The 26074-nt window shown below is 60.4% G+C and carries 25 protein-coding genes; 20 read left to right on the top strand and 5 right to left on the bottom strand.

Annotated elements, in window-relative coordinates; genetic code table 11:
* Positions 1-22 precede the first annotated feature (22 nt).
* On the bottom strand, positions 23-361 hold the full coding sequence (locus BLW55_RS02190) for a P-II family nitrogen regulator (RefSeq protein ID WP_007009552.1): 339 nt from the start codon (positions 359-361) through the stop codon (positions 23-25).
* Positions 362-640: 279 nt separating this feature from the next.
* Here BLW55_RS02190 and BLW55_RS02185 point away from each other — a divergent pair, with 279 nt between their 5' ends.
* Entirely contained in the window at positions 641-2146 is a 1506-nt protein-coding gene (locus BLW55_RS02185) for an NAD(P)H-hydrate dehydratase (RefSeq protein ID WP_090326439.1), read from the top strand.
* 156 nt (positions 2147-2302) lie between these two features.
* On the opposite strand, the gene lexA is transcribed toward BLW55_RS02185, so the two are convergent.
* Together lexA and BLW55_RS02175 are read right to left on the bottom strand one after the other, a co-directional pair.
* Entirely contained in the window at positions 2303-3022 is a 720-nt protein-coding gene (gene lexA / locus BLW55_RS02180; protein ID WP_007009554.1) for a transcriptional repressor LexA, read from the bottom strand.
* A 99-nt stretch (positions 3023-3121) separates the two neighbouring features.
* Entirely contained in the window at positions 3122-3754 is a 633-nt protein-coding gene (locus tag BLW55_RS02175; RefSeq protein ID WP_007009555.1) for a MarC family protein, read from the bottom strand.
* Between the two features lie 231 nt (positions 3755-3985).
* On the opposite strand from BLW55_RS02175, the gene gyrA reads away from it, so the two are divergent.
* Entirely contained in the window at positions 3986-6775 is a 2790-nt protein-coding gene (gene gyrA, locus BLW55_RS02170) for a DNA gyrase subunit A (protein ID WP_090326437.1), read from the top strand.
* Positions 6776-6802: 27 nt separating this feature from the next.
* On the opposite strand, the gene BLW55_RS21005 is transcribed toward gyrA, so the two are convergent.
* Complete coding sequence (locus tag BLW55_RS21005) at positions 6803-6937, bottom strand: hypothetical protein (RefSeq protein WP_007009557.1); 135 nt, start codon at positions 6935-6937, stop codon at positions 6803-6805.
* Between the two features lie 217 nt (positions 6938-7154).
* Between BLW55_RS21005 and coaD the strand changes: the two genes are divergently transcribed.
* The 9 genes from coaD to BLW55_RS02125 all read left to right on the top strand — a co-directional run bounded on the left by coaD (position 7155) and on the right by BLW55_RS02125 (position 15377).
* Positions 7155-7655, top strand: a complete 501-nt coding sequence (gene coaD, locus BLW55_RS02165; protein ID WP_007009558.1) for a pantetheine-phosphate adenylyltransferase — start codon at positions 7155-7157, stop codon at positions 7653-7655.
* Between the two features lie 18 nt (positions 7656-7673).
* Positions 7674-8264 (top strand): peptidylprolyl isomerase, encoded by a 591-nt coding sequence (locus BLW55_RS02160; RefSeq protein ID WP_090326434.1) that lies wholly within the window; start codon positions 7674-7676, stop codon positions 8262-8264.
* Between the two features lie 27 nt (positions 8265-8291).
* A complete protein-coding gene (locus BLW55_RS02155; protein WP_007009560.1) occupies positions 8292-8768 on the top strand; it encodes a peptidylprolyl isomerase in 477 nt (158 codons plus the stop codon).
* A gap of 56 nt (positions 8769-8824) precedes the next feature.
* Positions 8825-9901, top strand: a complete 1077-nt coding sequence (gene queA / locus BLW55_RS02150; protein WP_090326431.1) for a tRNA preQ1(34) S-adenosylmethionine ribosyltransferase-isomerase QueA — start codon at positions 8825-8827, stop codon at positions 9899-9901.
* A complete protein-coding gene (tgt, locus tag BLW55_RS02145; RefSeq protein WP_090326429.1) occupies positions 9898-11028 on the top strand; it encodes a tRNA guanosine(34) transglycosylase Tgt in 1131 nt (376 codons plus the stop codon). The genes queA and tgt overlap by 4 nt, the downstream gene beginning before the upstream one ends.
* 417 nt (positions 11029-11445) lie before the next feature.
* On the top strand, positions 11446-12855 hold the full coding sequence (locus tag BLW55_RS02140) for a circularly permuted type 2 ATP-grasp protein (RefSeq protein WP_090326426.1): 1410 nt from the start codon (positions 11446-11448) through the stop codon (positions 12853-12855).
* 11 nt (positions 12856-12866) lie between these two features.
* Positions 12867-13808 (top strand): alpha-E domain-containing protein, encoded by a 942-nt coding sequence (locus tag BLW55_RS02135; protein WP_090326423.1) that lies wholly within the window; start codon positions 12867-12869, stop codon positions 13806-13808.
* Positions 13809-13818: 10 nt separating this feature from the next.
* Positions 13819-14613 carry a transglutaminase family protein gene (locus tag BLW55_RS02130; RefSeq protein WP_090326421.1) on the top strand — a complete coding sequence of 265 codons (795 nt, stop codon included), beginning with the start codon at positions 13819-13821 and terminating at the stop codon, positions 14611-14613.
* 35 nt (positions 14614-14648) lie between these two features.
* A complete protein-coding gene (locus tag BLW55_RS02125; RefSeq protein WP_025029446.1) occupies positions 14649-15377 on the top strand; it encodes a proteasome-type protease in 729 nt (242 codons plus the stop codon).
* 33 nt (positions 15378-15410) lie between these two features.
* Here BLW55_RS02125 and BLW55_RS02120 read toward each other — a convergent pair whose 3' ends face one another.
* Positions 15411-15827 (bottom strand): DUF4864 domain-containing protein, encoded by a 417-nt coding sequence (locus BLW55_RS02120; RefSeq protein WP_090326418.1) that lies wholly within the window; start codon positions 15825-15827, stop codon positions 15411-15413.
* 205 nt (positions 15828-16032) lie between these two features.
* On the opposite strand from BLW55_RS02120, the gene BLW55_RS02115 reads away from it, so the two are divergent.
* From BLW55_RS02115 to glpK, 9 genes are all read left to right on the top strand, one after another.
* Entirely contained in the window at positions 16033-16809 is a 777-nt protein-coding gene (locus BLW55_RS02115) for a DeoR/GlpR family DNA-binding transcription regulator (protein WP_025029444.1), read from the top strand.
* A gap of 141 nt (positions 16810-16950) precedes the next feature.
* Positions 16951-18480: a glycerol-3-phosphate dehydrogenase gene (gene glpD, locus BLW55_RS02110; protein WP_090326415.1), complete on the top strand. Its 1530-nt coding sequence runs from the start codon at positions 16951-16953 to the stop codon at positions 18478-18480.
* Complete coding sequence (locus BLW55_RS02105) at positions 18473-19555, top strand: ABC transporter ATP-binding protein (RefSeq protein ID WP_090326413.1); 1083 nt, start codon at positions 18473-18475, stop codon at positions 19553-19555. The genes glpD and BLW55_RS02105 overlap by 8 nt, the downstream gene beginning before the upstream one ends.
* 9 nt (positions 19556-19564) lie before the next feature.
* Positions 19565-20656 (top strand): ABC transporter ATP-binding protein, encoded by a 1092-nt coding sequence (locus BLW55_RS02100; protein ID WP_090326410.1) that lies wholly within the window; start codon positions 19565-19567, stop codon positions 20654-20656.
* A complete protein-coding gene (locus BLW55_RS02095) occupies positions 20653-21516 on the top strand; it encodes a carbohydrate ABC transporter permease (protein WP_007009571.1) in 864 nt (287 codons plus the stop codon). Before BLW55_RS02100 ends, BLW55_RS02095 begins: the two co-directional genes overlap by 4 nt.
* Complete coding sequence (locus tag BLW55_RS02090; RefSeq protein WP_007009572.1) at positions 21513-22313, top strand: carbohydrate ABC transporter permease; 801 nt, start codon at positions 21513-21515, stop codon at positions 22311-22313. Before BLW55_RS02095 ends, BLW55_RS02090 begins: the two co-directional genes overlap by 4 nt.
* Before the next feature lie 10 nt (positions 22314-22323).
* The gene (locus BLW55_RS02085; RefSeq protein ID WP_007009573.1) at positions 22324-22617 is read left to right on the top strand and encodes a DUF2160 domain-containing protein; all 294 of its coding nucleotides are present in this window, start codon (positions 22324-22326) and stop codon (positions 22615-22617) included.
* A gap of 128 nt (positions 22618-22745) precedes the next feature.
* Entirely contained in the window at positions 22746-24476 is a 1731-nt protein-coding gene (locus BLW55_RS02080) for an ABC transporter substrate-binding protein (protein ID WP_090329862.1), read from the top strand.
* 100 nt (positions 24477-24576) lie between these two features.
* Positions 24577-26070 carry a glycerol kinase GlpK gene (gene glpK / locus BLW55_RS02075; RefSeq protein WP_090326409.1) on the top strand — a complete coding sequence of 498 codons (1494 nt, stop codon included), beginning with the start codon at positions 24577-24579 and terminating at the stop codon, positions 26068-26070.
* Positions 26071-26074 lie beyond the last annotated feature (4 nt).

Raw genomic sequence — 26074 nt, 5'->3', positions numbered from 1 at the left:
CGGGAAAGAGAGTGGTTGTGGATCAAACAGCGTCAGCGCCGGTCTCGCCGGTGCGGATGCGTATGACTTCTTCCACATTTGTCACGAAAATCTTGCCGTCGCCGATACGCCCGGTCTGGGCGGCCTTGCGGATCGCCTCGATCGCGGCGTCCACGGTCTCGTCCGGGAGCACGACCTCGATTTTCACCTTCGGGAGAAAATCGACGACATATTCGGCCCCTCGATAGAGCTCCGTATGCCCCTTCTGGCGACCGAAACCCTTGGCCTCGATCACGGTTATGCCCTGAAGGCCGATTTCCTGAAGGGCTTCCTTCACTTCGTCGAGCTTGAACGGTTTGATGATCGCTTCGACCTTTTTCATGCCTCAGTGGCCTCCAAATGAGTTCAGGAACGGTGATCCCGCGCCCCTTGTTGCTCCGGTTTGGTTGAAGCACGAAACATGCCAACTCGTGCGGGAGCCTTGCATGAAGCGTGCCAGTCGCTGCATTCTGTGTCCGCACGGGCGAAATCGCGTGGATTGTTCGGGCAGCGACATGTCAGGTCGGGCCTCCGGAGCTTATCGAGGAACCATGCGGTGTGCTGCGCAGTTTGCGGCTTGCCTAAAAAATATGCAATGCGCCGAAGAAAGCGGCAAGATGTGATGCGTTTGGAGATTTTGACGCCTGAAGAAATGGGCAGTGTGGATCGCAAGGCGGTCGATGCCGGACCTCTGGACGGCTACGGTCTGATGCAGAATGCCGGTGCGGTGGTGGCTGCTGCGATCCTCGAACGTTTCGCCGAGGCGGAGGGATTTCTGGTTCTGTGCGGCCCTGGCAACAATGGTGGCGATGGTTATGTCGTTGCCCGCCTGCTTGTGGAGCGGGGTGTACAGGTCCGGCTGTTTGCCGAAACCGAACCGGCGGCGGGCAGCGATGCGGCCAGGGCGCGCCGGGCTTGCCCTGTTGAACCGAAGTCGTATTCGGAGTTCGAACCCGTTGAGCGATGGCTTGTGGTGGATGCGCTGTTCGGCGCTGGTCTGTCGAAGCCTGTCGAAGGGCGCGAGGCTGCAATCATAGAACGGGTGCGCACCAGCGGGCTGCCCGTGGTGTCGATCGATTTGCCGTCCGGCGTTTCCGGGCTTACCGGGAAGCCGCTTGGCGCTGCGTTTCAGGCGGATCTGACCGTGACTTTCTTCCGCAAGAAACCGGGGCACGTGCTCGTGCCCGGCCGGCAGATGTGCGGTGAGCTTCTTGTCGCGGATATCGGCATAGCCGAAACAACACTGAATCGAGCCGAATGCAAGACCTGGGAGAACCATCCCGCGCTGTGGCGGGCAGCCTTGCCGGAGATCGGCATCAGCGCCCACAAATATTCGCGCGGGCATGTGGCCGTCATATCCGGCGGCGCCACGTCCACGGGAGCGGCGCGTCTTGCAGCGCGCGGCGCAGCGCGGGCGGGGGCAGGCGCCGTGACCGTGCTTTCACCCGCCAACGCGCTTTCCGTCAACGCAATGCATCTGACCTCGATCATGCTGCGCAGGGCCGATACGGTCGAGGAACTGGAGGCGTTCCTCAGTGATCGCGGCCCCTCCGGCGCTGTGCTGGGGCCGGGGGCAGGAACAGGCGAGCGAACGCGAAGTTTTGCGCGGAGCCTTCTCGACCGGGCGGGCGCCGCGGGCGGACTGGTTTTCGATGCGGATGCAATCACCGCCTTTCGCGGCGACCCGGAGACGCTTTTCGCCATGATCAAAGCCTCCGCCGCGCAAGTCGTTCTGACACCGCACGAAGGGGAATTCGGGCGCCTGTTTCCAGGTCTTGAAGATGCGCCGGAGGTCTCGAAAGTGGAGCGGACCCGGGAGGCAGCCATGCGATCAGGTGCAGCAATCGTGCTCAAGGGACCGGATACGGTGGTCGCGGCGCCTGACGGGCGGGCAGCCATCAATGTGAACGCAACGCAGCACCTGGCGACAGCCGGCTCAGGCGATGTCCTGTCCGGGATCATCGCTGGTCTGATGGCACAGACGATGCCGGCGTTTGAAGCGGCCTGCGCGGGTATCTGGCTTCATGCGGAGGCCGGCAGAGTGTTCGGCCGCGGGCTCATCGCAGAAGATCTGCCCGAGATGCTGCCCCAGGTTCTACAGTCTCAGTTCCCCGAACACGTCCGCTGAAAGGTCGAAGCGAGCGGGACGTACCGGCGGGGAGAAACGAACGGGGCGTATCTGGCTGTGGAAGAGAAATGGGCGGGTCTACGCAGACGGCTCGACCCGCCGTCGCCGCGTTGGAAGATTTTGCAGTCAGGTTTTTCCACCTGACCGCAATATACTTCAGTAACGGCGCATCAATCCAACCAGGCGCCCCTGAACCTTGACTCGGTCAGGGCCAAAAATCCGCGTCTCATAGGCCGGGTTGGCAGCTTCAAGGGCAATCGACGCGCCTTTGCGGCGAAAGCGTTTCAGGGTTGCTTCTTCCTGATCCACCAGCGCGACCACGATCTCGCCCGGATTGGCGGTCTGGGTTTCGCGGATGATGACGGTATCACCATCGAAGATGCCTGCCTCGATCATGGAATCGCCCCTGACCTCCAGCGCGTAATGATCGCCGCCGCTCAGCATGTCCGGGGGGACGGCGATGGAATGTGTCTGGTGCTGAATGGCGTCGATGGGAACGCCGGCAGCGATGCGCCCCATCACCGGCACGGAAACGACGCCGGCCAGACCGTCATCATTGCTGGCGGCGGGTTTTGGCTGGGGCGAGGGGGCTTTGCCGAGGCTGCCTTCAATGACGCTGGGCGAGAATTTGCGTGCGCCGGGGTTCAGGCCGGGAGCAATCGAATCAGGGAGGCGCAGAACTTCCAGTGCACGGGCCCGATTGGGAAGCCGGCGAATGAAGCCACGCTCCTCGAGCGCGGTGATCAATCGATGAATGCCGGATTTCGAGGCAAGGTCCAGCGCTTCCTTCATTTCATCGAAGGAGGGCGGGATTCCTGTCTCCTTCAGCCGCTCGTGGATGAACAGGAGAAGTTCGTGCTGCTTGCGGGTCAGCATGGGCGCCACCGAGAATCAGTTAAAAACAAAACCAGAACATACTCTATATGTTCCAGTTGTGTTCCGCAACTCCCGGCATTTGCGCGCGGTTTACCGGGGCTACGGTGCCGCAAACAGCGCCTTGGCGCCGTCGGCGACGAACTGCACGGCGAGCGCGGCCAGTATAACGCCGAGAAGGCGTGTCAGGATCGAGCGTCCTGTCTCGCCGAGGAAGCGGTCGACGCGCTCGGCAAGCGTGAAGACGGCGTAGGTGATGACGATCGTTGTCGCCAGGATTGCCAGCAGTGCGGCACTTCCGGCCAGTCCGCCGAAGGAACCCGAAAGCAGAACGGTGGCCGAAATCGCGCCGGGGCCGGCTATCAGGGGGATCGCCAGCGGAAAGGCGGCGATGTTTCGGATCATGTCGCGGGTGATGGCGCGCTCGGCGCTTTTCTCATGGCGCTCCTGGCGGCGCTCGAAGATCATTTCGAAGGCGATGAAGAAGAGCAGCAGGCCGCCCGCCACGCGGAAAGCGGGCAGTGTGATCCCGAACACGGAAAGTATGGCGCTGCCGGCCACACCGAAGAGAGCGAGGACCGCGAAGCCGATGATCGCCGCCCGAACAGCGACCTGGTTGCGCTCCGACCGGTTCATGCCCACCGTCAGGGCGAGAAAGAGCGGGGCGAGGCCTGGTGGGTCCACGGTCACGAGCAGTGTGACAAAGGCATTGAATACGGTCTCGTAGCCTGGCATGAGGTCCTCCCTTGCACTTGTCTAGCCCAGTGGGGAGGCTTCGGAAAAGACCCGATTGTGTCTCCTGGCGGGCAGTCTGCGGCAATTTGTCAGTGACATCATTCACAGACCTGCCATATGCATCTGAAATCGCGTTGGATTTCCCCGGCTTCAATCGCTGCTCCGATTGGAGAATCAGTGGCGCTTCATATATAAGAAGTCAGTGATTCCTTATTCTGTGTGTGACACGATTTGACTGACCAGACGACGCCGACCGGACCGGGCGAGCCCGACGACATCGAGCCGATTTCCATCATCGAGGAGATGCAGCGCTCCTATCTCGATTACGCGATGAGCGTGATCGTGAGCCGCGCTCTTCCGGATGCGCGCGACGGGTTGAAGCCGGTGCACCGGCGCATTCTCTATGCCTCGCATGAGAGCGGTTATCACTGGAACCGCAAATATGTGAAGTCGGCCCGTCCCGTTGCCGACGTGATGGGTAAATACCACCCGCACGGCGACGCCGCGATCTATGACGCGTTGGTGCGCATGGCGCAGGACTGGTCCATGCGTCTGCCGCTGGTCGACGGGCAGGGCAATTTCGGCTCCATCGACGGCGATCCGCCGGCGGCCATGCGTTACACCGAATCGCGCCTCACAAAGGGCGCGCACGAGCTTCTGGAAGACATCGACAAGGAAACGGTCGATTTTCAGGACACGTATGATGGCTCCTCCAGCGAGCCAAAGGTGCTGCCTGCACGGTATCCGAACCTCCTGGTCAATGGCTCCGGCGGTATCGCGGTTGGCATGGCGACCAACATTCCGCCGCACAACCTGTCGGAAGTCATCAATGGCTGTGTGGCCATGATCGACAATCCGGCGATCAGCCTGCCCGAGCTGCAGGAGCTGATCCCGGGGCCCGATTTCCCGACCGGCGGTCTCATCCTCGGGCGGTCCGGCATCCGCAGCGCCTACGAGACAGGCCGTGGCTCCATCATGATGCGCGGCAGGGTGGCCATCGAGCCCGCCCGCAACGACCGCGAAGCCATCATCATCACGGAGATCCCCTATCAGGTCAACAAGGCCTCGATGATAGAAAAGATGGCCGAACTGGTGCGCGACAAGCGCATCGAGGGCATCTCCGACATCCGCGACGAGAGCGACCGTCAGGGCTATCGCGTCGTGGTCGAGCTGAAGCGCGACGCCGTCGCCGATGTCGTGCTGAACCAGCTTTATCGCTTCACGCCGCTGCAGACCTCCTTTGGCGCCAACATGGTCGCGCTCAACGGTGGCAAGCCGGAGCAGATGAACCTGCTCGATCTCCTGAAGGCCTTTGTCCACTTCCGCGAGGAAGTCGTCAGCCGGCGCACGAAATATCTTCTGCGCAAGGCGCGCGACCGCGCGCATGTGCTGGTCGGTCTTGCCATCGCCGTCGCCAATATCGACGAGGTGATCAAGCTTATCCGTCATGCGCCCGACCCGCAGACGGCGCGCGAACAGCTGATGGAGCGCCGCTGGCCGGCGGAGGATGTCGAAGCCCTCATTCTCCTGATCGATGATCCGCGTCACCGCATCAACGATGATGGCACCTATAATCTGTCGGAAGAGCAGGCGCGTGCGATTCTCGAGCTGCGCCTGCAGCGTCTGACGGCGCTCGGGCGCGATGAAATTGCCGACGAACTGAACCAGATTGGCGCGGAAATCAGCGATTATCTGGAAATCCTGTCGTCGCGGGCGCGTATTCAGCAGATCGTCAAGGACGAGCTCATCGCCGTGCGCGACGAGTTCGGCACACCGCGTCGTTCCGAGATCACCGAAGGTGGTGCGGATCTGGATGACGAAGACCTGATCCAGCGTGAGGAAATGGTCGTTACCGTCACGCGCAAGGGCTATATCAAGCGCGTGCCCCTCTCCATCTACCGGGCGCAGGCGCGCGGCGGCAAGGGCCGATCGGGCATGTCGACCAAGGACGAGGATTTCGTCACGCGGCTGTTCGTGGCCAACACGCACACGCCTATTCTGTTCTTCTCCTCGCGCGGCATCGTCTATAAGGAAAAGGTCTGGCGCCTGCCGGTTGGTACGCCGCAATCCGTCGGAAAATTCCTGCGCAACATGCTGCCGCTCGAGGAGGGCGAGAGCATTACGACGATCATGCCGCTGCCGGAGGACGAGGAGAGCTGGGGCGCGCTCGACGTCATGTTCGCCACCACGCGTGGCACGGTGCGCCGCAACAAACTGTCCGATTTCGTCCAGGTCAACCGCAATGGCAAGATCGCCATGAAGCTGGATGACCCGAGCGACGAGATTCTCGGAGTTTACACCTGCACGGAAGACGACGACGTGCTTCTGACCGCAGCGTCGGGCCAGTGCATCCGCTTCTGTGTCACAGATGTGCGCGTCTTTGCCGGTCGCAATTCGATCGGCGTGCGCGGCATCAATCTGGCCGAAGGCGACCGTGTGATTTCCATGGCGATCCTCTCGCATGTCGAGGCAAGTCCGGCCGCACGCGCCGCCTATCTCAAGCAGGCGGCAGCGGAGCGCAGGCAGGCAAGCGGCGAAGACGAAGACATCGCCCTGACCAATGAGGATCTCGGCGAAGAGGAAAGCCTGACGCCTGAACGCTATGAGGAGCTTAAGGCGCGCGAGCAGATGGTGCTGACCGTCAGCGAATTCGGCTATGGCAAGCGTTCTTCAAGCTATGATTTCCGGGTCACCGGCCGTGGTGGCAAGGGCATTCGTGCGACGGATGTCGCTAAGACCGATGAGATCGGTCCGTTGATCGCGGCGTTCCCGGTGGAGCAGGATGATCAGATCATGCTGGTTTCGAATGCGGGTCAGGTCATTCGTGTTCCGGTTGACGGTATCCGCATCGCCAGCCGCGCAACAAAGGGCGTGACGATCTTCAACACGGCCAAGGGCGAAAAAGTGGTTTCGGTCGAGCGCATTTCCGACACGCAGACCGAAGAGGAAGAGATCGCCTCTGCCGATGACGCCGCCAACGGAGAGGCGAGCGACCAGAATGGGGATGGCGCTGCCGAGTGATCGGCCTGCGGCATCCCCGATTCCGGTTTAACGGAAGCGGCGGTTTGCAGAGCTGCGAACGCGGTTTTCGAGTTTGACGCGGCCGGCTTCTTCGTGGAGGCCAACAACGGTGGCAATCAGCATTGCGACGGTCATTGCGGCGGCTAGCGTAAAGATCAGCATGGCTTCACTCCTTTTGCTCTGTTAACGAGGAGAGACGCCATTTGGTTTCATACCCTGGACCGGCGCCCCTTCAGCCATTGGTGTTCTGACTACCCGATCAGGTTCGAACCGGTGTTGAACGGACTGTTCATGTGCGGTTCATCTTTTCGCCGCCATTGCTGCGAAGAGGTGCGATTGCTGAATTGCCTTCATCCGGCAACACGGATACAAGCACGCCATGACCGAACGAACAGCATTTTATGCAGGATCCTTCGATCCCCTGACGAACGGCCATCTCGATGTGCTCAAGGGCGCGCTGACGGTGGCAGACAGGGTGGTGGTCGGCATCGGCGTTCACCCAGGCAAGAAACCGCTTTTCAGTTATGAGGAGCGCGTGGCGCTGATCCAGAAGTCTGCAACGGTCGAGCTGGGTGGTGATGCCCGACGCATTGAGGTTGTGGCATTCGACAAACTGGTGATTGATGCCGCACGCAGACATGGCGCCTCGATCATGATCCGCGGTCTGCGTGATGGCACGGATCTCGACTATGAGATGCAGATGGCCGGCATGAACGAAACCATGGCGCCCGACCTGCAGACGGTTTTTCTGCCCGCCAGCCCATCCGTGCGCACCATTACCGCCACACTTGTACGTCAGATCGCTTCCATGGGCGGAGACATCGCGCCATTCGTGCCTTCCGCTGTTCTGGAAGCGCTCGAAGCCAAGTTCCCCGCCTGAAACCAAAAGGAGAGTTTCATGCAGCTTCGCAAGCTAGCCTCGTCTGCGCTCGTGGCCGGTGCCCTTGTGGCTTCTCTCGGTATGGCTTCGGCCGCCGAACCTGAAAACACTTTGATCCTCACGCTCAGGAACGGTGAAGTAACCATCGGGCTGCGGCCGGATCTTGCGCCCAGGCATGTGGAGCAGGTCAAGGCCCTCGTTGAAGAGGGCGCTTATGACAATGTCGCTTTCCATCGCGTGATCGACGGGTTCATGGCGCAGACCGGTGACGTCCAGTATGGCGATGTAGAAGATGGCTTCGATGCGCGTCTTGTCGGCACCGGTGGCTCCGAAAAGCCCGATTTGCCGGCGGAATTCTCCGAAGCCGCGTTTGCGCGCGGAACCGTGGGCATGGCCCGTTCGCAGAATCCGAACTCTGCCAATTCCCAGTTTTTCATCATGTTCGCGCCTGCCGAACACTTGAATGGACAATACACGGTGATCGGCGAAGTCGAATCGGGCATGGAACTGGTTGACGCGATCAAGAAGGGTGACGCCGCGCAGAACGGCATGGTGCAGAGTCCCGACAAGATTCTCGATGCGCGCATGGCGAGTGACGACGCGAACTAACCGCGTTGACCAAAGAAAGGTATAGGAATGGCTGATATCAAGGATCCGGAAAACACCATCGTCATGGAGACGACCAAGGGCAAGGTCGTTATCCAGTTGTTTCCGGATATTGCTCCCGAGCATGTGAAGCGCGTCAAGGAACTTGCGCGCGACAAGTTCTACGATGGCATCGTGTTCCACCGCGTGATCGACGGATTCATGGCACAGACGGGTGACCCGACGGGTACCGGTATGGGCGGTTCCGACAAGCCGGATCTCAAGGCCGAGTTCTCCAACATGGCCCATGAGCGCGGCACATGCTCGATGGCCCGTTCGCAGAATCCGAACTCCGCCAACTCCCAGTTCTTCATCTGCTTCGACAAGGCGCCATGGCTCGACCGTCAGTACTCGGTCTGGGGCCAGGTGACCGAAGGCATGGACTGCATTGACAGGATCAAGCGCGGCGAGCCGGTCTCGGAGCCGGATTCCATCATTTCCATGCGGGTTGCGGCTGACGCTGCCTGAATTTTCGATGCCGGGCGGAGCAGCGCCGCCCGGTCTTTCTTACCGGCCGGTTTGCGATGCGTGTAGACATCTTCGATTTTGAGCTGCCGGAGGAACGGATTGCGCTCAGACCGGTCAGTCCGCGCGATTCCGCGCGGCTTTTGACGGTCCAGGACGGTAGAATCCGTGATCATGTGGTGCGTGAGCTGCCCGAGATTCTGCAGCCCGGCGACGCGCTGGTCTTCAACGACACAAGGGTTATCCCAGCCCGCCTTGGCGGCATTCGCCGGCGCGGTGAGGCGCAGGCGCGCATTGAGGCGACGCTGCACATGCGCGAGGGGCCGGACCGCTGGCGCGCTTTCCTGAAGCCCGCGAAGCGCGTGAATGTGGGCGAGCGCATCCAGTTCGGCCATGATGGCGAAAGCTGTTTCCTTGGTACTCTTGAGGCGACCGTCGCGGAAAAGGGCGAGGGCGGGGAAGCGCTTCTCGTTTTCGATTTTTCGGGGCCTGTCCTCGATGAAGCCATCGCTGCGGCCGGCCATATGCCGCTGCCGCCCTATATCGCCGGGAAACGCGCCGAGGATGCGCGCGACGAGGTCGACTATCAGACGATCTATGCCCGTGAAGAGGGCGCCGTCGCGGCGCCGACTGCCGGACTGCATTTCACACCGGAGCTGATGCAGGCGCTGGATGCAGCCGGTATCGAGCGGCATTTTGTGACGCTCCATGTAGGGGCGGGCACCTTTCTGCCGGTCAAGGTCGACGACACGGACGACCACAGGATGCATTCCGAACGCGGCGAGGTGAGCGCCGAGACGGCAGAAGCGCTGAACGCTGTCAGGGCGCGGGGCGGGCGCATCGTCTCGGTGGGCACCACCTCGCTGCGGTTGCTGGAGAGTGCTTCGCAACGAACTGGAGTTCTGGAAGCATGGTCCGGTGCTACGGACATTTTCATCACGCCCGGCTATCGCTTTCGCACGGTCGACGTGCTGATGACCAATTTTCACCTGCCGCGCTCGACACTCTTCATGCTCGTTTCGGCCTTCAGCGGCACGGAGACGATGAAGCGCGCCTATCAGCATGCGATCGGCAATGACTACCGTTTCTATTCCTATGGCGATGCCAGCCTGCTTTTCAGGGACGATCAATCGTGAGTGACCGGTTTACCTTCCGCCTTCTGGCAACGGACGGCGATGCCCGGCGCGGCGAGATTTCAATGCCGCGCGGTACCATCCGCACGCCGGCCTTCATGCCGGTGGGAACGGCAGGCACCGTCAAGGCCATGTATATGGATCAGGTGCGCGGTCTCGGCGCTGACATTATCCTTGGCAACACCTATCACCTGATGCTGCGGCCGGGCGCGGAACGGGTGGCGCGGCTTGGCGGTCTGCATGAATTTGCACGCTGGCCTTATCCGATCCTGACGGATTCGGGCGGGTTTCAGGTCATGTCGCTGGCGGACTTGCGCAAAATCACCGAAAAAGGCGTAACCTTCCGCTCTCATGTGGATGGCCAGGTGTTCGAGATGCCGCCTGAGCGCTCCATAGAGATACAGGGACTGCTCGGCTCCGACATCCAGATGCAGCTCGACGAGTGTGTTGCACTGCCGGCGGAAGAATCCGAAATCGAACGGGCGATGGAGCTCTCGCTGCGTTGGGCGGAGCGCTGCAGGATCGCGTTCGGCAACCAGCCCGGCAAGGCGATGTTCGGCATCGTGCAGGGTGGAGACAAGCCGCATCTGCGCGAGCGCTCGGCTAGAGCGCTGGCTGCGATGGAGCTGAAGGGCTACGCCGTTGGCGGACTGGCCGTCGGTGAGCCGCAGGCCGTCATGCTCGACATGCTCGAAGCCACGTGCCCGGTGCTGCCCGGTGAAAAGCCCCGCTACCTGATGGGTGTCGGCACACCGGACGACATCCTGAAATCGGTCGCGCGCGGGATCGATATGTTCGATTGCGTGATGCCGACACGCGCAGGCCGGCACGGTCTTGCCTATACGCGACGCGGCAAGATCAACTTGAAGAATGCCCGACACGCCGAGGACATGCGCCCGCTGGACGAGGAGAGCGACTGTCCGGCCGCACGGGATTATTCCCGCGCCTATCTTCATCATCTGGTGAAGGCGGGCGAATCCCTGGCCGGCATGCTGCTGACCTGGAACAATCTCGCCTATTACCAGTCGCTTATGCAGGACATTCGTGACGCCATTGAAGCAGGGCGGTTTCAACAACGCTCGGCCGAAATCAGTGCAGCGTGGGAAAAAGGCGATCTGCCGCCCCTCTGATGGAGGCTGCTCATATTTTCGGCAGAGCAGCGCGCATCCGGCTTAGGGTCAGGGCTTATTAATATGGCAGCAATGGTCGGCCTGATTTGTGCGGATACGCGAAGCGAGGCCGCAGGAAGACTTCATGTCTTTCAAGGTCTTGCGACAAAGTAGGCCGTGCAAATCAGGCCGATCCGAAGGACGCTCGATAGACCGGCGACCTGCTGTGTCAAACCCCTTGACCGGGGGGAGGACCCCGCTCTGCGGGCTTCTCCTTGCATCTCTTGGTCTATCGATCGCCATTGCGGCCATATTAATGGGTCCTGACCCTAAAGATTGGGCATGGAAGCCGTCAATCTTCCCGATTTCCCGCAACCTACAGAAACAACTTGCTTTTTTGAGGCATCCCCGCTGAAATGCTCTTGAGAGGAGCATTTCTTGACGCTATTTGACGAGATGCGCCTGGGGGGCCAGGCCCGAGATCCTTACGAAGATTACCAGAGCTGGTTCGACCGGCAGGACCCGAAACGCCTGAAACAAAAGGCGGACGATGCGGAGCGGGTTTTCCGTAGAACCGGCATCACTTTCGCCGTATATGGCGAGCAGGAAGCAGCCGAGCGGCTCATCCCCTTCGACATTGTCCCGCGCATTATCTCCGGCAAGGAATGGCGCCGGCTCGTGCAGGGCATCGAGCAGCGTGTCCAGGCGCTCAATGCCTTTCTCGAGGATATCTACCACCGGCAGGAAATTCTGCGCGCCGGGCGCATTCCCAAAGAAATCATATCCAACAACGAGGCTTTTTTGCCTGAAATGATCGGTGTGCGGCCGCCTGGCGGCGTCTACACGCACATTACCGGTGTCGATATCGTGCGCACTGGCGAGAATGACTTTTTCGTCCTGGAGGACAATGCGCGCACGCCGTCCGGCGTCTCCTACATGCTGGAGAACCGCGAGACGATGATGCAGCTCTTCCCGGAGCTCTTTCAGCAGGTGAAGGTGCTGCCGGTGGAGAACTATCCGCAGCTTCTGCGGGAATCCCTAAGAAGCGTGAAGCCCGAACATTGCGATGGCAAACCGACGATCGCCGTTCTGACACCCGGAAGCTTTAACTCGGCCTATTTCGAGCATGCTTTTCTGGCCGATCAGATGGGCGTCGAACTGGTGGAGGGACCGGATCTTCGCGTGGTGGACGGGCATGTGGCGATGCGCACGACGCAGGGCTACCGCCGCATTGACGTCCTTTATCGCCGGATCGACGACGATTATCTGGACCCGCTGACCTTCCGGCCCGATTCCGTCCTCGGCGTGCCGGGCATCATGGATGTCTACCGCGCCGGCAAGATCACGATTGCAAACGCGCCTGGGACCGGAATCTCCGACGACAAGGCGATTTACTCCTACATGCCGGAGATCGTCGAGTTCTACACCGGCCGCAAGGCGATTCTGCAGAACGTGCCGACCTGGCGCTGTTCCGAGCCTGACAGTCTCACTTACGTACTGGAGCACCTCGACGAACTTGTCGTGAAGGAGGTTCATGGTTCAGGTGGCTATGGCATGCTGGTGGGGCCTGCCGCTTCGAAGAAGGAGAGGGCGGCTTTTGCGAAGAAGCTGAAAGCGAGGCCGAAGAACTATATCGCCCAGCCGACGCTTTCGCTTTCAACCTGTCCGATCCTCACCAGCAAGGGGCTTGCGCCACGGCACGTGGACCTTCGTCCCTTCGTGCTCGTGTCGGATCGCATCCGCATTGTGCCAGGCGGTCTGACCCGCGTGGCGCTGAAAAAGGGCTCTCTTGTGGTCAACTCCTCCCAGGGTGGCGGCACCAAGGACACCTGGGTTCTCGATGATTAAGGCGCTCTGACATGCTTCTTGGTCGCTCCGCGAACGGACTTTTCTGGATGGCGCGCTACATCGAACGCGCGGAGAACATGGCGCGTTTGGTCGATACCGGCCTTAGACTGGCTCTGACCCAGACCAGCGCTTCGTCGGACGAATGGGCTTCGGTTCTTACCAGTGCCGGGGTGCGTGATCTGTTCGAAGAGGAGAACGACGCGTTCGATACGGCGACAGTGACGAATTTTCTGCTGCGGGATACCAGCAATCCCTCGAGCGTCCTATCCTCCATAGACACCGCGCGCATGAACGCGCGCATGGTGAGGACCGCGCTTACGCGCGAGACATGGGAGAGCGTCAACGAGGCGTGGATGTCGATGCACCGCATGCTGAAGAGACGTGTGGACGAACAGGACCTTCCAGCCGTTCTCGACGCCGTAAAACGTGAAACGGCGCTTATCCGCGGCGCGTTTCAGGGCACCATGCTGCGCAACGAAATTTTCGATTTTGCCCAGATCGGCACTTTGATCGAGCGGGCCGACAACACGGCGCGCATACTGGACGTGAAGTATTACGTGCTTCTGCCATCGGCGGCATGGGTGGGCTCGCCGCTCGACAATATCCAGTGGCAGACGATTTTGCGATCGGTGTCGGCACTTCGCTCATACCGCTGGACCCATGAAGGGGACTTCAATCCCGCAAACATCGCCGATTACCTCATCCTCAACCGGCGAATGCCGCGTTCGCTGGCCTTTTGTTATCGGGGCATTCAGGATTCGCTGGACTATCTGGCCGATGAGTATGGTGTACGTCAGAGTTGTAACGAAATGGCCGATGCGAAGGTCGAAAAGCTGAAAACTGCGGCTGTCTCGGATGTATTTGATGAAGGCCTGCACGAATTCCTGAGCGATTTTATCCGCGACAACGCAGCGCTGGGCAGTCAGATCGCCACAGATTTTCGCTTCCACTGAGGGCAGCCAGATGCGCCTGAAAATCAAGCACCGCACGGAGTATCGATATGATGCTCCTCTCTCATACGCCCTTCAGCGCCTGCGCCTCTTTCCGCAAAGCGGCCCGACGCAGGAGGTGGTGGAGTGGTCGCTGAAGACCGAGGGCGCCACGCAGGAAGCGCAGTTTATCGACGGTTTCGGAAATGACACGCGTCTTGTGAGCATTGATGGCGAACCGCATACAATCGTGATCGAGGCGTCCGGCGTGGTTGAAACGCGCGATACGGCCGGCGTAACGGGCAGACATCAGGGACTTGCGCCGCTGTGGCTCTTTCAGCAGCAGACGCCGCTTTGCACCGCCGGGCGTGGCATTTCGACCCTGCTACGCGGCATCGACGGCGAAACGGATGTCGAGCGCCTCCATAATCTCATGAGCGAAGTGCGTGATCGCGTAGCCTACAGAATCGGAACCACCGATGCCGGTACGCCAGCCGAGACCGCCCTGGCGAACGGAGAGGGGGTCTGTCAGGATCACGCCCACATTTTTCTCACTGCAGCGCGTATGATGGGATTTCCGGCTCGCTATGTAAGCGGTTATCTGCGCATGGATGACCGGGATGAACAGGCAGCGAGCCATGCCTGGGCCGAGACACATCTCGAAGGGCTGGGCTGGGTGGCCTTTGACTGCTCCAACGGCATCTCGGCGGATGATCGCTATATACGGGTTGCGACAGGGCGGGATTACCGTGATGCGATGCCGGTGATGGGGATCAGGATCGGGCAGGCGCAAGAAGAGCTTGCGGTTCAGATCACGGTCGAGCAGTAATCTTTTAGAGCGAATCTGAATGAGGTACGGTCCGGATGACCTATTGCGTCGGGCTGAAAACACAGCATGGCCTGGTGTTCATGTCCGATACGCGGACGAATGCCGGTGTCGACAACATTTCCACCTTTCGGAAGATGCATTGCTGGCAGGAGCCGGACGACCGCGTTCTGGTGCTGCTTTCGGCGGGTAATCTGGCGACCACGCAGGCCGTGGTCAGCCTGCTGGACGAACGGACCAAGGCGCCCGATGAGCGCACGCCCTCAATGCTCGAAACTCCGTCCATGTATCAGGCGGCGCGCCTGGTGGGGGATACCGTCAAGGAAGTCATCCGCCAGTCCGCGCCGGCAGGCCAGAGCGCAGACGCATTCGGTGCCTCTTTCATTCTGGGTGGCCAGATTCGCGGTATGGAGCCGCGTCTCTTCCTGATTTACCCGGAAGGGAATTTCATCGAGGTCAGCGCCGACACGCCTTTTTTCCAGATCGGTGAGACGAAATACGGAAAACCCATTCTGGTTCGTGCCTTCGACACGGCCATGAAGCTGGAAGAGACGGTGAAGCTCCTGCTTGTCTCATTTGATTCGACGCTCAAATCCAACCTCTCCGTCGGTCTGCCGCTCGACCTTCTCTTCTACGAGAACGACACATTCCGCATCGGCTATGAAAAGCGCATCGAGGCGGATGACCCGTATCTGCGGGAAATCTCCGAGGGATGGTCCGACGCCTTGAAGACGGCGTTTAAAAGTCTCCCTGACTTTACGCGCTGAGATCCGCGGCGAACCGGTTCGCCGCTTGGCGCATCAGATAGCAAGAGCGTCTGCCTCCTTCAGGCTCACACCTGTGATCCGATAGGTGCCGTCGGTCTGCCGCTCAAGGGTATAGACCGCTTCATAGCTTTTGCCGTTCGGACCCGTGGTCAGCACGCGCTGAATGACCGTCGACGCGTTCGGCTCGGCAGCCTTTCCGAATGCGTAATTGCGCGGGCGGTAGACGGGCTGATAGCCGCGCGTCACCATCGCCATGAAGCGATCGAGCGTCGGGAAGAGCGCCTTGATGTTGGGCGCGGCGTAGGAATAGGCGCGTTCATTGTCTCCTGCCAGAAAGGCTTCGATCTGGTTCCTGATGGATGACTGCGCTGCGCGAATTTCCGCCTCGCCGGCGAAAGCGAAAACAGGCGTCAGCAATGTCAGCGCGATGGTCGGCAGCAGGTTTCTCATGGTGTGTTCCTCTCTTTCCGCGTGTGTGCGGCTTTCTCCCGAAGCCGGTTCTGCATTTTAGTCTGTTTTGGGAGCCACGAGACATGACCGGAAATGGTTTCGCCGCCGATTGCCGGAGTGCGTTCGTCGTGCTGCTCCCCGCAGAGTGCACTTGCTCTATGTTCGTTTTTGTCCTTATATGATAAAAACGAACATAGAGACGACAATGAACCCTTCATTCCTGACGCCGCGACTCTCGGAGATCCTTGAACAGGCAAAGGAGCATGGCCGTGTTCTGGTGGATGACCTTGCCGAGCATTTCAGCGTGACGCCGCAAACGATACGGCGCGATCTCAATGAGCTCTGCGACCGGCGCCTGCTGACGCGAATCCATGGCGGTGCGCTGCTGCCCTCCGGTATCGAGAACATGGAGTATGAAGCGCGGCGCAAGATTGCTCTGGATGAAAAGCGGGCGATCGGCCAGGCGGCAGCGCGTCTCATTCCCGACAGGGCGTCGCTCTTCGTCAATATCGGCACCACCACCGAAGCCGTGAGCGATGCGCTTCTCGATCATGAAGGACTCATGGTTATCACGAATAATATCAATGTTGCCAATAGGATGCGTGTATATCCTTCACTCGAGGTCATTATCGCTGGCGGTGTTGTTCGCGGTTCCGATGGCGGCGTTGTCGGCGAGGCCGCTGTCGACTTCATCCGGCAGTTCAAGGTGGACTATGCCGTGATCGGCGTCTCATCCATCGATCCGGATGGCGCGCTTTACGATTTCGATTTCCGCGAAGTGAAGGTGGCGCAGGCGATCATTGCCAATGCAAGACATGTCATCCTGGTGTCCGACTCGACCAAGTTCGAGCGCGGCGCGCCGGTGCGCATCGGGCATTTATCGCAGGTCGACACATTCATCACCGACCGCTGCCCGCTTCCGGCGATGCGGACCCTGTGCGAGGACGCGGGTGTGCGGCTTATTGAGACCGGCGCCCAGTAATTTTATTTTCGTTTGACATTCATTCTGCTTTCGAAATAATTCTTTTGTCTCCGCTGGAGGAGGACTGCTTCTACAGCCTGAGAGATAAGGGAGGATTGCGTGTCCGGTTCCGCGCCCAGTTCATTGTCCGCCAGCTCTGCCATGTTCGACGTGTTCGTCATTGGCGGCGGCATCAATGGCTGTGGCATTGCACGCGACGCGGTCGGGCGTGGTTACTCCGTCTTTCTGGCGGAGATGAACGATCTTGCGAGCGGCACCTCTTCCGGCTCTACCAAACTGATCCATGGCGGTCTGCGCTATCTCGAACATTACGAGTTTCGCCTCGTGCGCGAAGCGCTGATGGAGCGCGAGATTCTGTGGCGCAACGCGCCGCACATCATCTGGCCGATGCGTTTCGTCCTGCCTTTGCACAAGGGGCTGCGCCCAGCCTGGCTCGTGCGGCTCGGGCTCTTCATCTATGATCATATCGGCGGGCGAAAGCGGCTTCCAAAGACACGCACGCTCGACATGCGGTCCGACCCGGCGGGTAAGCCGCTGAAAGCCTCCTACCGGCGGGCCTTTGAATATTCGGACTGCTGGGTGAATGATGCGCGTTTCGTTGTGCTGAATGCCCGTGACGCTGCAAATCGGGGTGCCGATGTGCGGGTGCGCACACGCGTGATCTCGGCCGAAGACGAAAACGGGACCTGGAAAGTTCGTATCCAGAACCTCTTGACCGGTGAGACCGAGACCGTGCGGGCGCGTTATCTCGTCAATGCAGCCGGTCCCTGGGTTGATCACGTCATTTCGGGCGTGCTGGGCCAGAACGACGTTCACAATGTGCGGCTGGTCAAGGGCAGTCACATCGTCGTCGGGCGCAAATTCGATGATCCGCGTGCGTATTTTTTCCAGAATGCCGATGGGCGGATCATCTTCGCCATCCCATACGAGGAAGATTTCACCCTGATTGGAACCACGGATCAGGATTACGACGGCGATCCGAAGGATGTGGCCATCAGTGACAGCGAGGTTGACTATCTCTGCGCCGCTGCAAGCGAATATTTCTCCGAACCGGTGACCCGCGACGATATCGTCTGGACCTACTCCGGGGTGCGCCCTCTATTCGATGACGGCGCCTCGAAGGCACAGGAAGCGACGCGGGACTATGTGCTGAAATCGGAGACCGCGCGGGGCGGTGCGCCCATGGTGCACGTGTTCGGCGGCAAGATAACGACCTACCGCAAGCTGGCCGAATCCGCCCTTGAAAAAATCGCCGGGGCGCTTGGTCCCAAAGGGCAGCCGTGGACGCATGCGGGCGCGCTGCCGGGCGGCGAGTTTCCTTTCGACGGCTACGACGCACAGGTCGAGGCGCTGATGCGGGACTATTCCTTCCTCGACAGGCATCATGCGGCGCGGCTTGTCAGGCTCTATGGCCTGTGTGCCCGCGATCTCCTCGGAGAAGCGCGGTCGGTCGATGATCTGGGCCGGCATTTTGGTGTCGATCTCTACGAAGCCGAATTGCGTTATCTGGCCGCTCACGAATGGGCTGTCAGCGGTGATGACGTGCTTTGGCGCAGAACCAAACGCGGTTTGCGCCTGTCGCAGGAGGAGGCGGCAGCGGTCGACACTTTCATGCGTGAAATTTCGGGAATGCACAACCAGGCGGCAAACGCTGGGGGAGGACATGCTTGAACTGCGCGACGTTTCAAAGGTCGTATCCGGCGAAACGCATATAGACGACGTTTCGCTGAGGCTGGAGCCGGGCTCGTTGAACGTGCTGCTCGGGCCGACGCTGGCTGGCAAGACCAGCCTGATGCGGCTTATGGCCGGGCTTGACCGGCCAACCGCGGGCAGCGTGTGGATGGATGGTGCCGATGTGACCGGCGTGCCGGTGCAGAAGCGCAGCGTTGCCATGGTCTACCAGCAGTTTATCAATTATCCGGCGATGACGGTCTATGAAAACATCGCTTCGCCGCTGCGCGTTGCGGGTGCCGAGAAGCGCGTCATCGAGGAAAAGGTACGGCAGGCGGCAGAGCTTCTGCACCTGACGCCGCATCTGGACCGCACGCCGCTGGAGCTTTCCGGTGGCCAGCAGCAGCGCACGGCACTGGCCCGCGCCATGGTCAAGGAAGCGCGTCTGGTGTTGCTGGACGAGCCGCTGGCCAATCTGGATTACAAGCTGCGCGAGGAACTGCGCGCTGAACTGCCAAAGATATTTGCGGCGTCCGGTGCGATCTTCGTCTACGCCACCACTGAGCCGAGCGAGGCGCTGCTTCTTGGCGGCAGCACGGCGACGCTGAGCCAGGGGCGCCTGACGCAGTTCGGCCCGACCATCGACGTGTTCCGCAAGCCGATCGATCTCGTCACCGCGCGCACCTTTTCCGACCCGCCGCTGAACACCGTGGCGGTGACGAAGGCGGGCAGCAGGTTCGCACTCGACGAAACCGTTCAACTGCCCGTTCCACAGGGCCTCGAAGGCGCGCCCGACGGACAGTACACGCTCGGCTTCCAGCCCCATCATCTGTCGCTGGCGGCGCGCGCGGACGACGGGGTTTCGGTCCGGGCCACCGTGTCGGTGACTGAAATCACCGGTTCCGAGAGCTTTGTCCATCTCGATTTCGCAGGCCACCGCTGGGTGATGCTGGAAGAAGGCATTCATCGTCTGGAGGTCGGCGAAACGGTCGATGTCTTTATCGATACGCGCCACGTGCTGGTGTTCGACAATGCAAACCGGCGTGTGACGTCCGGTACCAGCCAGGCTGCGTAGGAGGCGGGAATGGCGCGAATTGATCTGAACAACATCCGCCACGCCTACATGCCCAACCCCGTGAGCGATGACGATTTCGCTTTGAAGCGGGTTCACCACACCTTCGATGATGGTGGCGCCTATGCTCTTCTGGGGCCGTCGGGCTGTGGCAAAACCACGCTTTTGAACATCATCTCGGGGCTGCTGCGGCCAACCGAGGGAGATATCCTCTTTGATGGACACAAGGTGACGGACCTTTCCACGGAAGACCGCAATATAGCGCAGGTTTTCCAGTTTCCGGTCGTCTACGACACGATGACGGTCTACCAGAACCTCGCCTTTCCCCTGCGCAATCGCGGCGTGGCTTCCAATGAGATCGAGCGGCGGGTGCGCGAAACGCTCGAAATGATCGATCTGGCGGACCGCGCTGATCAGAAAGCCAAGGGACTGACGGCAGACGACAAACAGAAAATCGCGCTCGGTCGCGGGCTGGTGCGCTCGGATGTCAGCGCCATCCTGTTCGACGAACCATTGACGGTTATCGATCCCCACATGAAATGGGTGCTGCGCTCGCAGCTGAAGGAACTGCACCGGCGCTTTGCCTTTACCATGGTCTATGTGACCCACGATCAGACCGAGGCGTTGACCTTCGCCGATCAGGTGGTGGTGATGAACGAGGGCGAGATCGTTCAGATCGGAACGCCGGAAGAACTGTTCGAACGTCCCAATCACACCTTTGTCGGATATTTTATCGGCTCCCCGGGCATGAATGTTCTTCCTGTCCGGATCGACGGGCAGGGCGCCCATATTGGCAGCCATGCCATCAGCTTGGCCGGGCCGATCGCGGCGGACCGTGCGGCGCGCATGGAACTGGGCGTGCGCCCGGAATATGTGCGCATCGGCAACAAGGGCATTCCGGCACAGATAACGCGCGTCGAGGATACGGGGCGGCGCAAGATCGTTCATGCGACCATCGAGGGGCAACCCATTGCCGCGATTGTCGCCGAGGATACTGCCATTCCCGCTGAACCGCATATCAGTTTCGATCCCGCCGGCATCAACATCTATGCAAATTCATGGCGTGTGGATCCGGCGGCTGCGCGCCAGGGAGGGGCAGCATGACCAAGACATGGAACAATCGGGCCTGGTTTCTCGTCCTGCCGGTCCTGCTGCTGGTCGCATTCAACGCGATCATACCGCTGATGACGGTGGTGAACTACTCGGTGCAGGAGACGTTCGGCAACAATCTGTTCTTCTTCGAAGGTGTCAAATGGTATGAGGATGTGCTCACCTCCGACCGTTTCCACGCCTCGCTTTTCCGGCAGTTTCTGTTCACCGGGATCATTCTTCTGATCGAGGTGCCGCTCGGCGTCGCCATTGCTCTGACCATGCCGCGCTCCGGGCCATGGGTGTCTGTCTGTCTTGTGCTGATGGCGCTGCCGTTGCTCATTCCGTGGAACGTGGTGGGTGCGATGTGGAACATCATGGCTCTGCCGGATATCGGCCTTCTGGGCTATGGGCTGAATGCCCTCGGCATTCCCTACAATTTCACACGCCAGCCCATTTCCGCCTGGTTCACGGTGGTGTTGATGGATGTCTGGCACTGGACCTCGCTCGTGGTGTTGCTTGCCTATGCCGGCCTGCGCTCCATCCCGGAGGCCTATTATCAGGCGGCGAAGATCGACGGCGCATCGCGCTGGTCGGTGTTCCGCTACATCCAGTTGCCCAAGATGAACCGCGTTCTCACCATCGCCGTTCTCCTGCGCTTCATGGACTCCTTCATGATCTACACGGAGCCCTTCGTGCTGACCGGCGGTGGCCCCGGCAATGCCACGACCTTCCTGTCCATCGATCTGGTGAAGGCGGCGCTGGGTGAATTCAATCTCGGCATCGCCGCCGCCATGAGCATCATCTACTTCCTCATGACATTGCTGGTGAGCTGGATCTTCTACACGCTGATGACCCGGGGAGAAGACCAATGAGACTGACCCGCTGGCTCGTTCCCACGCTCTACATTGTCTTCCTGCTTCTGCCGATCTACTGGCTGGTCAACATGTCGTTCAAGACGACAAACGAGATCCTGGGCGGCTTCAGCCCCTGGCCGAAGAACTTCACCATCGACAGCTATGTGGAGATCCTCACCAATCCGGTCTGGTATAACGGTTACATCAGCTCTATCAGTTATGTCCTTATAAACACTGTCATTTCCGTCGCCTTTGCGCTGCCTGCCGCCTATGCGTTCTCACGTTATCGCTTTCTTGGCGACAAGCACCTGTTCTTCTGGCTTCTCACCAACCGCATGGCGCCGCCGGCGGTCTTTGCCCTGCCGTTTTATCAGCTCTATTCGGCCGTCGGTCTGTTCGACACACCCTGGGCCGTGGCGCTCGCGCACTGCCTGTTCAACATTCCGCTCGCCGTCTGGATCCTCGAAGGGTTTATGTCGGGCGTGCCCAAGGAGATCGACGAAACGGCCTATATCGACGGCTATTCATTCCCGCGCTTCTTTGTCAGAATTTTCATGCCGCTGATTGCATCGGGCATCGGGGTGACAGCCTTCTTCTGCTTCATGTTCTCATGGGTGGAACTGCTTTTGGCAAAGACGCTGACCTCTGTCGCCGCCAAGCCCATCGCGGCTGTCATGACGCGCACAGCAAGCACGTCCGGCTATGAGCTGGGACTTTTGGCTGCGGCCGGCGTACTGACCATCATTCCGGGCGCGATCGTGATCTGGTTCGTACGCAATTACATCGCCAAGGGCTTTGCCCTCGGGCGCGTGTAGGGAGGAAATCATGCCCCATTGGCTCGATCTCACATGGATGGCCTGGACCTGGCAGACCGCCACGTTCTTCCTCGTCATCTTCGCGCTTCTATGCGCCATGACCGTCTGGGAATGGGCGAGCCCCGGTGGAGGGCCGCGGCACGGGATTCTCGGTCTGGACACGACACGCGGCGACCGTCTGTTCATCTCTCTGCTTGGCAGCGCCTTCATCCATCTTGGATGGCTAGGGCTGACGGATATGCCGCTTTGGGGCGGTACGATTTTGTCGCTGATCTACGCCTACGCGGTGTTTCGCTGGGTGTAGGTCCATCGGCAAAGCAAAGCGGAACGGCAGGCCGCTCCGCAAACCGGCGCAACGGGACCGGAACAAACCCACCCGAACCGCCAACCATGTTCAGAAAATGAATGTGGAAACAGGAGGAGGAGTTTGAAATGAAAGCGCATTTGAAAGCTTCAGTCGCTGCGCTCGCTCTGCTCTGGCTGCCCGGCCAGGCCATGGCGGACATGGCGGCAGCCGAAAAGTGGATTGATGACGAGTTCCAGCCCTCTTCACTCAGCCGTGAGGAGCAGCTCGCAGAAATGGAATGGTTCATCAAGGCTGCAGAACCGTTTCAGGGAATGGAGATCAACGTCCTCTCCGAAACCATCCCGACCCACACCTATGAATCCGAAACGCTGACCAAGGCGTTCGAGGAGATTACGGGCATCAAGGTGAACCACCAGCTTCTGGGCGAAGGTGAGGTGGTTCAGGCCGTGCAGACGCAGATGCAGACCAACCGCAACCTCTACGATGCCTATGTCAACGACGCCGATCTGGTGGGCACGCATTCCCGCCTGCAGAGCGCCGTCAACCTCACCGACTGGATGGGCGGCGAGGGTGCGGACGTCACATCGCCGACGCTCGACCTGGAAGATTTTATCGGTGTGGCGTCGGCCACGGGTCCCGACGGCAAGCTCTGGCAACTGCCCGACCAGCAGTTCGCAAACCTGTACTGGTTCCGTAAAGACTGGTTTGATCGCCCTGAAATCAAAGAGAAATTTAAAGAGAAATACGGGTATGAACTGGGCGTCCCCGTCAACTGGTCTGCCTATGAGGACATTGCCGACTTCTTCACCAACGACGTGAAGGAGATCGACGGCGTTCGCGTGTACGGCCATATGGACTACGGCAAGCGCGCACCGGATCTCGGCTGGCGCATGACGGACGCCTGGCTTTCCATGGCCGGTGCGGGCTCCAAGGGTCTGCCCAATGGCCGGCCGATCGATGAATGGGGCATCCGGATGGAGGAGGGTTCCTGCAACCCATCCGGTGCATCCGTCAGCCGCGGCGGTGCTGCCAATGGACCGGCCGCCGTCTACGCCATCCGCAAATGGGATGAGTGGCTGCGTCAGTATGCACCGCCCGGTGCCGCCGACCTCGACTTCTACCAGTCGCTGCCGGCATTGAGCCAGGGCAATGTCGCCCAGCAGATATTCTGGTACACGGCCTTCACCGCCGACATGGTGAAGGCGAAGAGCGAGGGCAACAACACCGTCGATGACGAGGGCAATCTGCTTTGGAAGATGGCGCCTTCGCCGCATGGGCCCTATTGGGAAGAGGGTATGAAGCTCGGCTATCAGGATGTCGGCTCCTGGACCCTGTTCCAGTCCACGCCCGTGGACCGGCGCAAGGCGGCGTGGCTCTATGCCCAGTTCGTCACGTCGAAAACGGTTGATGTGAAGAAGAGCCATGTGGGTCTCACGATCATCCGCGATTCCACGGTGAACCACGAATCCTTCACCGAACGGTCTCCGAAGCTCGGCGGGCTCGTTGAGTTCTACCGCTCACCGGATCGGGTCCTGTGGACGGACACCGGCGTCAATGTGCCGGACTACCCGAAGCTCGCCCAGATCTGGTGGCAGCAGATCGGCGATGTGAACTCCGGCGCCTTCACGCCGCAGGAAGCAATGGACCGTCTGGCCGGCGAGATGGACCTGACCATGGCCCGCATGCAGGCAGCGGACGAAAGCGCCAATGTCTATGGTGGCTGCGGGCCGCGTCTGAACGAGGAGAAGGACCCGTCCGAGTGGATCGGCAAGGGTGGCGCCAAGGCCAAGCTTGAAAACGAAAAACCCCAGGGCGAAACCATCGTCTATGAGGAAATTGTCAAGCGCTGGCAGTAAGGCCGGTTGCAGTCGGCTTGATTGACATGACAATTGCACGGGGAGGCGGTCAGTCCGGCTCCCCGTTTTCGACAGTTTTGCAGACCGATCCGGAGGACTCATGAGCGGCTATGTATTGGCGATAGACCAGGGCACCACGTCGAGCAGGTCCATCGTGTTTGACGCGGCCATGAAGCCGCTGGCGACGGGCCAGAAGGAGTTTCCGCAACACTACCCGGATTCGGGCTGGGTCGAGCACGATCCCGAAGACATCTGGAAGGGCGTGGTCTCCACCGTGCGCAGCGCTTTGCGCAAGGCGAAGCTCTCCGCCGGAGATGTTGCCGCCATCGGTATCACCAATCAGCGCGAAACGGTCGTCGTATGGGAGCGCGATACGGGCAAGCCGATCCACAATGCCATTGTCTGGCAGGACCGCCGCACTGCGCCCATGTGTGAAAAGCTGAAGGCCGAGGGGCTGGAAGAAACTTTTACGGCAAAGACCGGCCTGCTTCTTGATCCTTATTTTTCGGGAACCAAACTCGCCTGGATCCTCGATGAGGTCGAAGGCGCGCGCGAACGGGCCGAAAAGGGAGAGCTTCTTGCAGGGACCATCGACACATTCCTGATCTGGCGGCTCACCGGCGGCAGGGCGCATGTGACCGACGCGACAAATGCATCGCGCACGCTGCTTTTCAATATCGGGACAAATACGTGGGATGACGAGCTTCTGAAAATCCTTCGCGTGCCGAAGGTCCTGTTGCCGGAGGTAAAGGATAGCGCGGATGATTTCGGCGTGACGGAGAAGGCTCTTTTCGGTGCGGCCATCCCGATCCTTGGCGTTGCCGGCGACCAGCAGGCAGCCGTCATTGGCCAGGCCTGTTTCGAGCCGGGAATGCTCAAGGCAACCTACGGAACGGGTTGCTTCGCGGTGCTCAACACCGGCGAAACCATGGTCGCCTCGAAGAACCGTCTGCTCACCACCATTGCCTATCGGCTGAACGGCGTGACGACCTACGCGCTCGAAGGGTCGATTTTCGTTGCGGGTGCTGCGGTGCAATGGTTGCGCGACGGCCTGAAGGTCATCGGCAAAGCCGCCGATTCCGGGGCGCTTGCCGCGAAAGCCGACCCCACACAGCACCTTTATCTCGTTCCCGCCTTCGTGGGGCTCGGCGCGCCATACTGGGACGCGGAAGCCCGCGGCGCAATCTATGGCCTCACGCGCAATTCAGGCCCGGCCGAGTTTGCGCGGGCGACGCTCGAATCGGTCGCCTACCAGACGCGCGACCTGCTCGATGCCATGCGCAAGGACTGGCAGGACGGGGCGAACGATACGGTTCTGCGCGTCGATGGCGGCATGGTTGCCAGCGACTGGATGCTGCAGTGCGTTGCCGACATGCTCGACGCACCGGTGGACCGACCGACTCAGCTTGAGACGACGGCGCTGGGAGCTGCCTGGCTCGCGGGCGCGCGGGCGGGCGTGTGGCCGGATGCCGGTGATTTTGCGCGGAGCTGGGAGCTTGATCGGCAGTTTCGGCCAAAGATGGGCGAAGCCGAGCGTGAGGCCAGGCTAAAGGGCTGGCACGATGCGGTGCGCCGCACGCTCAGCACCACCTGAAGTC

The sequence above is a fragment of the Nitratireductor aquibiodomus genome (assembly GCF_900105565.1).
Lineage (GTDB): Bacteria > Pseudomonadota > Alphaproteobacteria > Rhizobiales > Rhizobiaceae > Nitratireductor > Nitratireductor aquibiodomus.
This window is presented reverse-complemented; position numbering and strand designations above follow the sequence as displayed.